This is a genomic window from Chitinophaga sp. MM2321, assembly GCF_964033635.1.
GTDB lineage: Bacteria > Bacteroidota > Bacteroidia > Chitinophagales > Chitinophagaceae > Chitinophaga.
Map to the genome: position 1 here is coordinate 4,894,425 of NZ_OZ035533.1, position 14,521 is coordinate 4,908,945.

At 43.9% G+C, this 14,521-nt stretch carries 9 protein-coding genes and 1 tRNA gene; 6 read left to right on the plus strand and 4 right to left on the minus strand.

Annotated elements, in window-relative coordinates:
• The first annotated feature begins 9 nt into the window (after positions 1–9).
• The 4 genes from ABQ275_RS18905 (at position 10) to ABQ275_RS18920 (ending at position 7,398) form a co-directional block, all read left to right on the plus strand.
• Positions 10–3,330 (plus strand): TonB-dependent receptor, encoded by a 3,321-nt coding sequence (locus ABQ275_RS18905; RefSeq protein ID WP_349314723.1) that lies wholly within the window; start codon positions 10–12, stop codon positions 3,328–3,330.
• 18 nt (positions 3,331–3,348) lie between these two features.
• Positions 3,349–5,082, plus strand: a complete 1,734-nt coding sequence (locus tag ABQ275_RS18910) for a RagB/SusD family nutrient uptake outer membrane protein (RefSeq protein ID WP_349314724.1) — start codon at positions 3,349–3,351, stop codon at positions 5,080–5,082.
• Positions 5,083–5,103: 21 nt separating this feature from the next.
• On the plus strand, positions 5,104–6,444 hold the full coding sequence (locus tag ABQ275_RS18915; protein ID WP_349314725.1) for an ectonucleotide pyrophosphatase/phosphodiesterase: 1,341 nt from the start codon (positions 5,104–5,106) through the stop codon (positions 6,442–6,444).
• 174 nt (positions 6,445–6,618) lie between these two features.
• Positions 6,619–7,398 carry a hypothetical protein gene (locus ABQ275_RS18920; RefSeq protein ID WP_349314726.1) on the plus strand — a complete coding sequence of 260 codons (780 nt, stop codon included), beginning with the start codon at positions 6,619–6,621 and terminating at the stop codon, positions 7,396–7,398.
• Positions 7,399–7,417: 19 nt separating this feature from the next.
• Here the strand turns inward: ABQ275_RS18920 and ABQ275_RS18925 are convergent, their stop codons facing one another.
• From ABQ275_RS18925 to ABQ275_RS18935, 3 genes are all read right to left on the minus strand, one after another.
• On the minus strand, positions 7,418–8,338 hold the full coding sequence (locus ABQ275_RS18925; RefSeq protein ID WP_349314727.1) for a UbiA family prenyltransferase: 921 nt from the start codon (positions 8,336–8,338) through the stop codon (positions 7,418–7,420).
• A gap of 81 nt (positions 8,339–8,419) precedes the next feature.
• Positions 8,420–10,138 (minus strand): hybrid sensor histidine kinase/response regulator, encoded by a 1,719-nt coding sequence (locus ABQ275_RS18930; protein ID WP_349314728.1) that lies wholly within the window; start codon positions 10,136–10,138, stop codon positions 8,420–8,422.
• Between the two features lie 499 nt (positions 10,139–10,637).
• Positions 10,638–10,708, minus strand: a tRNA-Gln gene (locus ABQ275_RS18935).
• Positions 10,709–10,822: 114 nt separating this feature from the next.
• Between ABQ275_RS18935 and ABQ275_RS18940 the strand changes: the two genes are divergently transcribed.
• Entirely contained in the window at positions 10,823–11,674 is an 852-nt protein-coding gene (locus tag ABQ275_RS18940; RefSeq protein WP_349314729.1) for a hypothetical protein, read from the plus strand.
• A 160-nt stretch (positions 11,675–11,834) separates the two neighbouring features.
• Positions 11,835–13,439, plus strand: coding sequence for an NAD(P)/FAD-dependent oxidoreductase (locus ABQ275_RS18945; RefSeq protein WP_349314730.1), 1,605 nt, complete (start codon positions 11,835–11,837; stop codon positions 13,437–13,439).
• A gap of 30 nt (positions 13,440–13,469) precedes the next feature.
• Here ABQ275_RS18945 and gap read toward each other — a convergent pair whose 3' ends face one another.
• Positions 13,470–14,450 (minus strand): type I glyceraldehyde-3-phosphate dehydrogenase, encoded by a 981-nt coding sequence (gene gap, locus ABQ275_RS18950; protein WP_349314731.1) that lies wholly within the window; start codon positions 14,448–14,450, stop codon positions 13,470–13,472.
• Between the last annotated feature and the right edge of the window lie 71 nt (positions 14,451–14,521).

Consider the following 14,521-nt stretch of genomic DNA (forward strand, 5'->3'; position numbering starts at 1 on the left):
TCGCGCATTATGACACATCGCTACCTGGTAGTGAAGGGCGGAGCTTTGCCCCCTATTAACCGTTTGTCCGCTACATCGTGGACACTGCAATGTTGCAGATTTCTTTGCATGCTGCTGATTATGTCTACCATCAACCTGTTACCGGCACAGGCACAAAAGAAAACCTGGATCAAAGGTTTGATTGAAGACGAAAAAGGGCAACCCATTCCGGGTGCATCTGTGCAGCTAAAAAGTGGTGCAGACAGCATTAAAAGCTTTGCCATCACCAATGAACAAGGTGTATTTATTTTCGACAATACACATCAGCAAGGTCCGTTCGTGTTTACCATTATGTACGTAGGCTACGTTACACAAACCATTACCAAACCCAATCTGGACCCGCAAAAGGAGCAATCCATTTACGTGGTACTGAAAGAATCTTCTTCTGCACTCAGCGAAGTAGTAGTGGTAGGTTATGGTACACAAAAGAAATTAAATCTCACCGGTGCAGTAGACCAGGTAGGGAAAGAAGTATTTGAAAACAAACCGATGACCAGTGCTACCAGGGGACTACAGGGCGTATTGCCCAACCTCAACATCCGCATGACGGATGGTAAGCCTATCCGTGGCGCCACTTACAACGTGCGTGGAACTACCTCTATAGGCGCCGGCGGCAGCGCCCTGGTACTGATTGACGGTGTACCCGGCGATCCGGATCTGCTGAACCCGAACGATATTGAAAGCGTATCTGTACTGAAAGATGCCGCTTCCGCCGCCATCTACGGCGCACGCGGTAGTTTCGGCGTGGTACTCATTACCACCAAGCATCCGGCCAAAGATAAAACGCAGCTCACTTATTCCAGCAACTATTCGCTGAATGACCGCACCGTAAAACCCGATTTCGTAACTAACGGTTACGAATGGGCCAAAAACTTTGATGAAGCATTTAATGCATGGAATGACTACAAATCACATCCGGCCAAAGCCAACAGCGTATTCCCTTTTTCACTGGACTACCTGGATGAACTGAAACGCCGCAATGATGATCCCTCTTTACCAAAAACAGATATCGATCCTACTACCGGCAACTATGTATACTACGGCAATACTGACTGGTTCAAGGAACTGTATGCAGATAAGAACCCGTCAACAGAACAGAACCTTTCCGTATCCGGTGGTAATGCCAAATCGGAATATTATCTCTCCGGAAGATATATGTCACAAAGTGGTATTTTCCGCTATAATCCCGATAAATTCAAAATGTACAACGTGCGTGGAAATGGTGCCGTACGGCCTTTCGACTGGCTGAAACTGGAAAATAGTTTCGACTTTTCCCAACGTACCTACTTCTACCCTATCCTGAATCATCCCAGCAATACGCCGGTGTGGAGAAGGATTTCCGACGAAGCCTTCCCGATAGCGATGATGAAAAACCCGGATGGTTCATTAACAGAAAATGCCGCCATCGTTTTCGGCAGCTTCCTGACAGGTAATAACTATTCCGACCAAACGCAGCAACTGCTCCGTAATACTTCCCGCTTTTCTACTTCCTTCCTGGATAACAGGTTGCATATAAACGGGGACTTTACCTATGCATCCACTTCCAGTATTGAAACACGTTTATACACACCCGTTCCTTATAGCAAAATGCCCGGCCAGACACTCACCCGCGGCGAAAGCAAGATGAATGAAGATAACGACAGAACCAGTTATACCGGCATGAACCTGTTCGCGGATTATGAACAACGTTTTGCCAAACACTACTTCAAAGCACTGGTGGGTTATAACTATGAGAACACCCTTTTTAAATCCCGCTACTATCAGCATGATGGATTAATTAATTCCAGTCTGCCCGATTTCTCCCTGATGAATGGCCTCAACTATACGTTGACAGGCGGTGGCTATGAGTGGCGTACACTCGGTGGCTTCTTCCGGTTGAACTATAATTATGATGAAAGATATTTACTGGAAATAAACGGCCGTTATGACGGCTCGTCAAAATTCCCGGAAAGTCAGCAGTATGGCTTCTTCCCATCTGCTTCTGCGGGATGGCGCGTGTCAAAAGAAAAATTCTGGACAGTTTCTCCGAAAGCCGTTTCTGATTTCAAACTGCGGGCATCCTATGGTTCATTGGGTAATGGTAATGTAAGCCCTTACCAGTTCCTGGAAACTATGTCTGTAGGCAAATTAGCCCGGTCTATCAACGGTGTGTTGCCCGATTATACCCAAAAGCCCAACGTTATTCCGGATGGTCTTACCTGGGAAAAATCCACCACTGTTAATATAGGCGTGGACGTTGCCTTTTTGGACAACCGCCTGAAAGTGGTGTATGATAAATACACCCGCAGAACCACCAACATGTTTACCGTGGGACTGCCCGTTCCTGCTGTATTTGGTGCAGCAGTACCAAAAGGCAACTATGCCGATCTGAAAACAAAAGGATGGGAACTCTCTGTCAACTGGAACGATCAGTTCAATGCAGGCAGTAAACCTTTCAGTTATTCCTTTGGCTTTGTATTATCTGATTATCAATCTTACATCACCAGGTTTAATAATCCTAATGAGCTGATCAACACTTACTATGAAGGTATGCGTGTAGGTGATATGTGGGGATTTGTAAATGATGGTTACTTCCAGAATGCAGATGAAATCAAAAATGCAGCAGACCAGTCTTTCATCAAAGTGTCTGGAAACAACATCCTGCTGCCGGGAGATATTCGTTTTAAAGACCTGGATGGTAACGGCAAAATTGATAAAGGTAAAGGAACCTTACAAGATCCGGGAGATCAGCAGATCATCGGTAACACAGAACCACGCTATGCTTTTGGTATCACCGGCGGCGCCAACTGGAATAATTTCTTCGTCAACTTCTTCTTCCAGGGTGTTGGAAAAAGAGATTGGTGGCCTGGTACAGACGCCTCTTTATTCTGGGGACAGTACAACCGTCCTTATAGCTGGATGCCAACAGAAATCCTTGATCAACGCTGGTCGGAAAGTAATCCGGATGCCTATTTCCCGCGCTTCCGTGGTTACACTGCCCTTAACTCCAATGCAGAGCTGGTGGTACAGCAATCCAAATATGTGCAGAACGTAGCCTACATCCGTTTGAAAAATATGACGGTAGGATACAACCTGCCACAGAACTGGTTTACAGGAATAAAAATGCAAAGTGCACGGCTTTACTTTACCGGTCAGAATCTCTGGACATGGTCACCTATGTATAAGATCATGAAAACACTGGACCCCGAAGTAATTGAAGGTGCAGATCCTGAACTGAGCCCTGGAGCGGGTAACGGTATGTCCTACCCGATGTTGAAAACATATACTGTAGGTGTAAGCGTAACTTTTTAATGTTTAATTCTTTCTGAAATGAAAAATAATATTTACCTGTTATTGATCCTGGTGTTGGCATCGTGTAAAAAGGATCTTAACCTGAAACCATTTGATAAGCTGAATCCTGATAATGCCTTTAATACAACACAGGACCTTCAGTTGTATGCCAACTCGTTTTATAATATTCTTCCCACCGGTAATGATATTATTAAGGCAGATGTAATGAGCGATTATATAGCGGGCAAAGATGCCAATGCGTATATCCGTCCGGGTGCCTACGACGCTACGCAGTCAGGCAGTTGGAGCTGGGACAACCTGCGTAATATCAATTACTTCCTGGAACGTTATGGCAATGCGCAGATAGCTACGGAAGATAAAAATCATTTCGCCGGTATCGCCCGTTTTTTCCGTGCCATGTTTTATTTTGAAAAAGTAAAACGTTTCGGTGATGTGCCCTGGTATAGTAAAAGCATGACCATCGATGATCCTGAACTGTATAAAGGCCGCGACCCACGTACAATGGTGATGGATAGTGTGCTGGCTGATCTCGATTTCGCCTGCGAAAACATCCGTTCCACAAAAGACAACAGCAGTTCCCAGATCACCCGCTGGGTGGCGCTGGCATATAAATCCAGGGTATGTTTGTTTGAGGGTACCTTCCGCAAATATCATCCGGAGCTACAGCTGCCGAAAGCAACCGAATGGCTGAACGCCGCTGCCACCGCAGCAGAAGCCGTGAGAAAAGGCGGACAGTATTCACTCAATACCAGCGGAGATGCCGCCATGAACTACCGTAACCTGTTCATCAGCGAAACCCCCAACGCCAATGAAGTGATCCTGGCCTTTGTATGCAACAAAAGCCTGCGGATCTTCAATGATGCCAACTGGTATTACACCAGTGCTACTTATGGTACCAGGATCAGCTTTATAAAAACATTTACCGATACTTACCTGAATGCAGACGGCAGCAGGTTTACCGACACACCAGGTTTCGATAACCTGCCTTTCAATGAAGAAGTAAAGAACCGGGACCTGCGGCTGCAACAAACCATCCGTATGGGCAAATACAGCCGGGAAGGGGTTGCGGCGCCGCCTGACTTTACGTATACCTATACAGGTTACCAACCCATCAAATACACGCTCGATTCAAAAGCGACCGATGGTGTGGCAGAAAACTACAACTCTATTCCTATCATCCGTTATGCAGAAGTATTATTGAATGAAGCAGAAGCCAAAGCTGAACTGGGTACTTTTACAGAAGCCGACTGGAATGTTACAGTCAAATTATTAAGGGCACGTGCAGGTTTGCAGCAAACTGCCATGCCGGCTACAGCGGATCAATACCTGGTTAAAAATTATTTTCCGGATATTGCAGATGTAGCCATCCTGGAAATCCGCCGGGAGCGGGGTATTGAACTTTCGCTCGAAGGGTTCCGCTTTTATGATCTCATCCGCTGGAACAGGAGCAAGTTGTTGGAAAATGTATATGTAGGACTGTACGTGCCCGCCATGGATGCACTGATGGATTTGAATGAAGATGGCAAACCGGATGTATCCTTTGTAAAGAAAACACCAGCCACCAAAGTACCGGGTGTATACTATTTCCTTATTGATGACGACCAGTCAAAATTATCTGAAGGAACCAAAGGAAACCTCATCTGGTTAAGTAATATCGTCAGGAAATGGGAAGACTATAAATACGTATACCCGATACCGTATAATGAAACGGTACTGAATCCGGCACTCGGTCAGAATAAAGGCTGGGATTAATTTTAAAGAAAACCACATCACATGAAAAAGATAATAGGCATTGCAGGATTATTAATGATAGGTTTTTCTTCCTTTGCGCAGCAGGCTGCTCATGTAGTACTCATTACCATCGATGGCTTCCGGCCTGATTTTTACATGGATCCCTCCTGGGGAATGGTGAACCTGCGGATGATGAAGGAGAAAGGTACTTATGCAGATGGAGTAAACAGCGTATTCCCATCTGTCACCTATCCCAATCATACGTCGCTGATTACCGGTGTAACACCCGCACAGCACGGGATCTATTACAACGCACCCTTTGAGCCGAATGGCGCCACCGGCTACTGGTATTTTAACTATGCCTCCGTCCAATCGCCCACACTCTATGATGCCGTGCGTAAGGCAGGAAAAACTTCCGCCAATGTTATATGGCCTGTAACGGTGGATGCGCCCATCGATTATAATATTCCGGATGTATGGCCGGTAGGGAAAGATAAGGACAGGCGGAAAGCTACGGCGGCCAGTGCCAATCCGGCTTCACTATGGCAGGAAATCCAGGAAAATGCCACCGGCAAATTAGGGCCCGCTGATTTCGCGATGGAAAAAGAAGAAATGATCATGGATGAAAATGTAGCGCGCATGTCGGCTTACCTGATCACCACCTACAAACCAACATTCACGACGTTACACCTGGCCTGTACGGATCACTTTGAGCATGAAGAAGGCCGCGACGGTTTCCTGGTACGGAAAGCCGTAGCCGGTGCAGACCGCGCACTGGGTACTATTATAGAAGCACTCAAACGTGCAGGTATCTACGAAAATACGGCGATCATTGTTACCGGTGATCATGGCTTTGTAGACATCAACAAAGCCTTTTCACCCAACGTATTGCTGGCGCAGAACGGCCTGCTGACGGATGTGAAAACAGGCAACTGGAAAGCACAGTTCCATGCATCGGGAGGCGCCGCATTTCTGCACCTGAAAGATGCATCAGACAAACAGACGCTCCATAAAGTATTAACACTTTTAAAAACACTGCCGGCTGATCAGCAACAAATGTTTAAGGTGATTGACCGCAAACAACTGGATGCCGTGGGCGCCGATCCACATGCGGCCATCGCCATCGCAGCATCCCAGGGTGTTACCATTAGTGGCGCCACAAAGGGAGAACTGGTGAAAGCAGCCAAAGGCGGCACACACGGCTACTACCCCGACTTTAAAGAAATACAGACCGGCTTTGTAGCCTATGGCGCCGGTATTACCACCGGTGGTCATGTGGAAGAAATGAATGTAACTGATGTAGCACCGCTGATAGCCCGGTTACTTGGACTTCCTTTTGAAAAGGCAACGGGTAAAGCCCCCGCAGCAGCGATAGCGAAATAAGCAGCCTTTTACCGTGCGGCGACATACTTCTGATAGTATCAGGTGATACTATCAGAAGTATGCATTTTAGATTTAATGTCCTTGCTTTCATTTTCAGTGGGGGTTCAGGAACTATTTATGAAATAAGTTTTATTTACTACTTTGCAAATAGAAGTACCCTAAAACTTATCCCCCATGAATTTAGAGCCAATTCTAAAATATACCGGTATTGCAGGGTTAGCGATTACCTTGCTCTTTTTTCTTTTTAAGGACATCATCAGGAAAAATATTTTTAGCAGATTAAATCAGAAATATTCCTATCAGATTTTGAGACTCATCATTCTTCTGATTTTCTTCGCGTCCATCGCCTGTATTATTGGCTATTTTTATACCCAAAAAGCGGAAGCTACCGGTAAGAACGAAAAGGATACTATCAATGTTGATGATCATCATATAGAATCCAATGGAGATAATAACACTAATATTTCCGGCAGCAATATTGTTGTTAATCTGGCAGGTACAGTTCCGACCTATGATATTGACAAAATCGAGGTAGATTCATTTGCTGAGTTTCTGGAAGAAAATGACCAAAAAATTATTAATCTCAATATTTTAATGGATGCCGTAAATCATCCTTTCCCGGGAGACGACACAACCATCGAAGGCAGTACCTTCTCTAAAACGTCTCTTGTGGTGGAAGATGCTAAAGAAAATGATGACGGGGGGTATACTAATTTAGTATTTAGTGCACGTTCAAAATCACCGCATACCTATATTAATGGTGATAAAGAAATTCAAAATTATTATTGGACTGAGGACGAAACAGAATGTACAGTCATCATTAATAAAATTAATAAAGACCTGGTTTATTTTGAACATGGGTTCATCATTGTAAAAGGACGATATCTTATCAAATACTATTTGGGTGGGCAAGGACATCATGTTGCGACTTTAACACCCAAGGAAACGACATAATGTTAATTTCCCCACTCCCCTAAGTTATATTTATATAACATATAACAGGAACTCCCGCACAGAATAAGTATACAAATAAATGATAGGTTTGGTTATCCTTTTCCGGAGAACGTTGCCGCCACAATCTTATCGCGATACTCCAATGTACGAGTAACTGGATAACAAGAATGATTAAGGGAACTGGTGTTTTTATAATTTCAAAAAAAGGCATTTGTGTCAACATGGCCGCAATAAATAACGCCGGTGACAGGGTAAGGTAATGAATGACCATCAGGACCCTGCCGTTTTTGTCTCCAATAGCTATTGGCAGCGTTTTTCTACCCATCTCCCTGTCTCCCTTTTCATCCCTGAAATCCTGTATGGGAAGTGCAAACCCCGCCCAAAGGCTGATACATATAAAATACCATACAATGTTTAAAGAAACCCCTTCCCCAGGAGAGGCAATCCCCCATTGGGCAGCTAACAGGAGGAAGGTGCCTATGCTCATCCCGAATAGGTTCTTAGTTATCCAGTGATCGCTCCAGCCATAAACATTCAGCAGATAGGTAATCAACTGCCATCCTACAGAGATCCAGAATATTTCCAGCCGGTATGCCAGCAGCAAAAACAACATATTATAGATGATGATCCGGTAATAAGTGCTTTTTTTTGTGACCAACCCGGTGGGTAAGGGCCGGTATGGCTTATTGATCCTGTCCTCTTCAATAGAATTGACCTGGTTGGTCATGCAAAAGGTATAAATATAAAGACAGGCATATACCAGTGAGCACAGAAGGTGCATGGGTAACCCTTTCCAGGAATGTTCACAATATATCCAGGCTGTAAAAAAGGCAATGAGGGAAGGCAGGATGGTATCCCATATGTCGTTATTAATGAATTTCCATAGTACATGTATCTCATGGAAAACGAATGACAATCCTGTTTGACGATGAGTTGACATGGCGTATAAAAAGGTTGTATTCCTAAAATAAGAAATACTACAGTAAACTCATAACAGTATTAAATTTCGCTATCAGATAAATTATACCAATCGTTCAAGTACGGATCTTAGTTCTGTGAATTCTACCGGTTTACGAATGAATTCATCTGCCCCGGCTGCGATAAATTCCTCTCCTGCTTCCTTAAAAGCATCCGCACTGGCCAGGATTATGGGTATGCCTTGCAGCGCATTATCCCTTCTGATATGTTTCAGCGTTTCTATACCATTCATTTCCGGCATCTGGGAGTCCAGTATTATCAGGTCGGGTATTATATTCCTGGCCTCTTTTAATCCTTCATTACCATTTTCGGCTTTAAACAGCTGACTCGATTTAAAGAACATCTTCATGGCAACATGCATCATTTCTTCGTCATCAATTATCAAAATCTTCTTGCCTTTTAATGAATCGGTTCCCATGATCCTTACCCCGTTACATATTTCCGGATCATTGCCCGTTACACAAGGAATGGTTACCATAAAAGTTGACCCCCGATCTGGCTCACTTTCCAGTATAATTTCTCCTTTCAGGCGCCTGACTATCTGGGAAACTATATGCAGACCAAGCCCATTTCCTCCCTGGGTACGATTATCGGAGGAAACGAATGGATCAAATATCAATTGCTGATGCTCTTTAGAAATACCTGGTCCCTGGTTACTCACACTGATACTGATGGAATCGTGCTTCCCTTCCATCTTTATTATTATTTCAGTATCAGCTACCCCATACTTTACCGCGTTGGCGACCAGGTTAATAATCACCTGGTTTAGCATCTGCTTATCGGTGGTAATCTTTGCCGGCACCTCGGCACGATTAAATTTAATCAGAATCCGTTGCCCTTTTTCTTCCGCCAGTGGATCCAGTATCCGTTTCACCTCATTTATCCAGGTATAGGTATGGAAACACGTATTTACAATTTCACTGGGTTGTCCCGCTTCTATTTTGCTTAGATCCAGGATATTATTAATGATGTTGGTGCCATATACGGTGGCGGGTATTAATTTATTGAGATATTGCTCCAACTCTGCCAGTTCCGGATATTTATAAACATACCTGGCAAGTGTACTCTTTAGCATTAAGGCACTCATGTGTACAGAGATCATTGGCGTTCTGAGATCATGGCTGATCTCGCGCAAAAACACTTTCCTTGAAATATCTGCTTTCTTAAGCGAGTTAAACAGGTGTTCATTTTCCCTTGCATAATATAACATGACTGCCAGGATAAGCACCAGCATTCCTCCAATACTAAACCACCTGAAAACAAACAGATTAAGATGAGCCAGGGGAATAGGTTCAATGATCCTGTAATAGTTGTTTACCTCTATGGTAGCTATTAATATGGCAGTAATGAGCAAACTAATAAATACCATTTTCCTTCTCCGGAAAATAAAAAAGGAGCCGCCCACAAGAAAGGCGATCAGAAAAGCGCCCACCAATTCTATACTAATGGCCATCCCGAGCAATGCGCCAAAATAAATCGCTGAAAAACAGTGAATGAATAGCATGCCGAAGGTGGCATAGGTGTTTTTTCCCTGTTTATTTAATAGCAGCAGACTAAAAAAGGCAGTGCCTTCTATTAATACACCAGCTAACAACAGTTTAGACATTGTTAAAAAGAAAAAAATCAAGCCAATACCAAATACCATTGAGCCGGTAACGATAGCAAGGGTATTGATTATTATCACCGATGATTTATCATCCAGGCCAACCTTATCCACACCAAGATGACACAAGCTATGTATCCAGGCCGGGAATCTTTTCATTGTAGAAACATTCTTAGTAAACATTGTAGTAGGCTTCAGGTTTTTTCGAGGGTTGCTGTATAGGTTCAGGGAAAATAGTTTTTTTTAGGTTGTAGCAATTCCAAACGTAGAATCGTGAAAAAATATTATCAAGTACAGCTCATACCACGTAGTTCAGCAATAATTTATGGGAATAAAATCAAACAGGATGTAGGCCATTCCAGTGTTTTTCATTCATTGAAATAAGGAATCCGACATAAGATACGAAAATATTATTTACGAAAATACACCCTAAAATTTGAATGCGAACATCACTGCAGTATTATCCCGGTGCAGCAACCAGGTATCCTTATTATATATGCTAATACACTAAAAGCCAATTGCACCCATTAGGTAATTCGCGCATATAACGAATAATTTTCGATCACCGTTTAATCTTTTGATAACTTTTTAAAAAAAACGAGAGAGGGAGAGATATAAAAACGACAAAACCCGCTATTGTAGCGGGTTTTAAAGAAAGTTGCCTGACCTGGATTCGAACCAAGACAAACAGAGTCAGAGTCTGTCGTACTACCGTTATACTATCAGGCATTATCAATTCAGGACCGCGAAATTATAACATTTTCTGAAACAAACAAAAATATCTGCAAAAAACTGAAAAAAAATGCTTGCTGATAATTGCTGATTTTCAGTAATTTACAAGCTATGCGACTACCCAGGATACTCTTTGGCAGCTTAATTCTATTTTCAGGCCACTCCTTTGGCCAATCGGCCAAACCGGCCATGTTGGGCCATACAAACTCGGATCAGCTCACAGAAGCCTCCGGAATTGCTTCCAGCTCTATCCTGCCTGGTTGTTACTGGACACATAACGACAGTGGCAACAAACCGCAGGTATTTCTCCTCAATAACAAAGCACAGGTCATCAGCACCATAAAGTTAAAAGGCGCCGGTAACCGCGACTGTGAGGAAATCGCAGAAGGCATCGGCCCGGTAAAGAGTAAACGCTATGTATATGTAGGAGATATCGGCGATAATCACGGTGCCCGGAAAAATATCCGCATCTATCGTTTTGAAGAACCGGCCAAAATTCCCGGCAACGACACCACCATCACACCCGATATACTCTCCCTGCAATTTCCCAATGGCGCCCGCGATGCGGAAACAATGCTCATTGACCCCATCGGCAAAAAAATCTACATCGTCAGTAAAAGAGAGAAAAAGGTAAGCCTCTATAAAACTGATCAGCTCTTTTTTAAAAATGGTGACAAAACAGGATTACAAAAACTGATCACGCTCCCCTATACCTGGGTTACCTCCGGCGATATCTCTAAAGATGGTCATCATATTGTGATCAAGACCTTAACAATGATATACTACTGGCACCGCAATACAAATGAAACCGTAGAACAAGCCATGGCAAAACCCGCCAAAGAACTGCCTTACCAGGTTGAAAAACAAGGAGAAGCCATCACCATCACACCAAATGCTGATGGATATGTAACCATCAGCGAAGGAGAAAATGCACCCGTGTATTATTATAAATGGAAGTTCTGATTACACCCCACCGGAAATAACATTGCAACCCCACTTCAGGCCCCCTTTCCTACCTGCTGACGTCTCATTTCAGTAGCTTATTTTATACTTGTATACGCGGGGAAACCTGTTATCCCCTGCGCCTCAAATAACCATTCACGCACATAATCTCTTTTCTCTCATGCAAAAGAAAGCTATTATCATTGGCGCGGGCCCCGCCGGTCTGACTGCTGCCTATGAGTTACTCCAACGCACAGATGTTATCCCAATCATCCTGGAAAAAAGTACAGATATCGGCGGTATCTCCAAAACAGTTAACTACAAAGGTAACCGCATCGACATCGGCGGACACCGCTTCTTCTCCAAATCAGACCGCGTTATGGACTGGTGGATGAATATGATGCCACTCGATAAAGAAGCCGCTGAAATATTTACGATCAGCTATCAGAAAAAAACCAGGGAAGTAAAATCATCACGTACCAATCATACCAACACAGACACACTGGTAGCTCCCAGCCCCGATCTTGTCATGCTGGTAAGAAAACGACTGTCGCGCATCTACTTCCTGCATCAATTTTTTACCTATCCTATTCAACTATCTTTTGATACCCTGCGAAAACTCGGTATACCCACCACCGTTAGTATCATGGTATCATATTTAAAAGCGCAACTGTTTCCACGAAAAGAGGAAAAAACGCTGGAAGACTTCATGGTAAACCATTTTGGGAAAACACTGTATAACCTCTTCTTCAAAGACTATACAGAAAAAGTATGGGGCGTTTCCTGTAAAGAAATTTCTGCTGAATGGGGCGCGCAACGCATCAAAGGCATCTCTATCGGTAAAGCTATTGTGCACGCCGCCAGATCTGCCTGGGAAGCCGGTAAACCAAAAGATCTCAAACAAAAAAATGTAGAAACCAGCCTGATTGAACAATTCCTGTATCCCAAACACGGGCCCGGCCAGTTATGGGAAGAAGTAGCACACCAGGTTACCGCCCGCGGCGCTACCATCCTGATGCAACATGATGTAAAGAAAATATTTACAGCCGGCCATCTCATTACCGGCATAGAAGCGGTAGACCGCGCCACCGGGGAGGTTTCCCTGCTGGAAGGAGATTATTTCTTTTCTACTATGCCCGTACAGGAATTGATTGCCGGTCTGCAAGCAGATGTCCCTCCCGATGTCCGGGAAATAGCCGCCGGCCTGCAATACCGGGATTTTATCACCATCGGTATCTTACTAAAAAATCTCAGCTGGCAGGATAACAAAACAGGTACACATCAACCACTGGCACTAAAAGATACCTGGATCTATATACAGGAAAAAGACGTGAAAGTAGGCAGGTTACAACTGTTCAACAACTGGAGTCCCTTCATGGTAAAAGACCCCACCACCACCTGGGTAGGTATGGAGTACTTCTGCAATAAAGGCGATGATTTCTGGGAACTCACAGATGAAGCAATCCGGCAAAATGCTATACATGAACTCTGTAAAATCGGCCTCGCAAGACAGGAAGACGTACTCGATGCAACTGTACTCAGAATGGAAAAAACATACCCCGCCTACTTCGGCACCTACAGCCGTTTTGATGAAGTACGAAACTATATAGACACCTTTGAAAACATGTTCCTCGTAGGCCGCAACGGCATGCATAAATACAACAACTCAGACCACTCCATGCTCACCGCCATGGTAGCCGTAGATAATATCAGCGAAGGCATTACTACCAAAACAAATATCTGGTCTATCAATACAGAGCAGGAATATCATGAAGAAAAAAAATGAAAAAAGGGAAAGAACCCTCTTTCCCTTTTTCTAAAGTCTTGTTGCCAGCTCAGCTATCCTGTTTGAGATACCTACTTCGTTATCATACCACGCCACTACTTTAACCAGGTTGCCTATCACACGGGTCAAGGTGCCATCCATGATAGCAGAATGCGTGTTACCAATAATATCTGTGGATACAAACTGCTCTTCTGTGTATTCAAGCACACCTTTCAAAGAGCCGGCTGCATGTTGTTTAAAAAGATCATTGATTGCTGCGGCGGATACCGTTTTTTTCAGGTTCAATGACAGCTCTGCAATAGAACCATCTATCACCGGTACGCGGTAAGAAAATCCGTCGAGCTTTCCTTTTAATGCAGGCAATACAGCGCCTATGGCTTTTGCTGCACCGGTAGTAGTAGGGATGATGGATTGTGTGGCGGCACGTGCCCGTCTGAAGTCTTTGTGCGGACCGTCCTGCAAAAGCTGATCCATGGTGAAAGCATGGATGGTACTCATAAATCCTGATTCAATACCGTATTCTTTGTCGAGCAGGTAAAGCAGGGGAGCAATACAATTGGTGGTACAGGATGCTGTAGAAAGAATTTCATCATCCGGTGCAATAATATCTTCGTTAACGCCTGCTACCACCGTTTTTACATCGCCTGTAGCGGGTGCGGTGATCAGTACTTTTTTTGCGCCTGCCTGGATATGTGCTTGCGCCAGTTCACGTTGTGTAAAACGACCAGTAGATTCTACCACTACATCAACACCCAGTTTTTTCCAGGGCAGATTGGCGGGATCTCTTTCACTTACCAGTAATATATCTTTGCCGTTCACCTGGATATATTGCCCGTTGTGTGTGACTGTTCCGGGAAATTTACCATGAGAGCTATCGTATTTCAACAGGTGGGTGAGTATGTCAATACCCATCAGGTCATTAATGGCTACCACTTCCACTCCTTTCTTGTCCTGGAGTGCTCTCAGTGTCATTCTGCCTATGCGTCCGAATCCGTTTATGGCTATTTTCATCGCTTTAATAATTTAGTTACGATACAAAAATAACACATGGAAAACCTGTCTCAAATGACTAAAAACATACA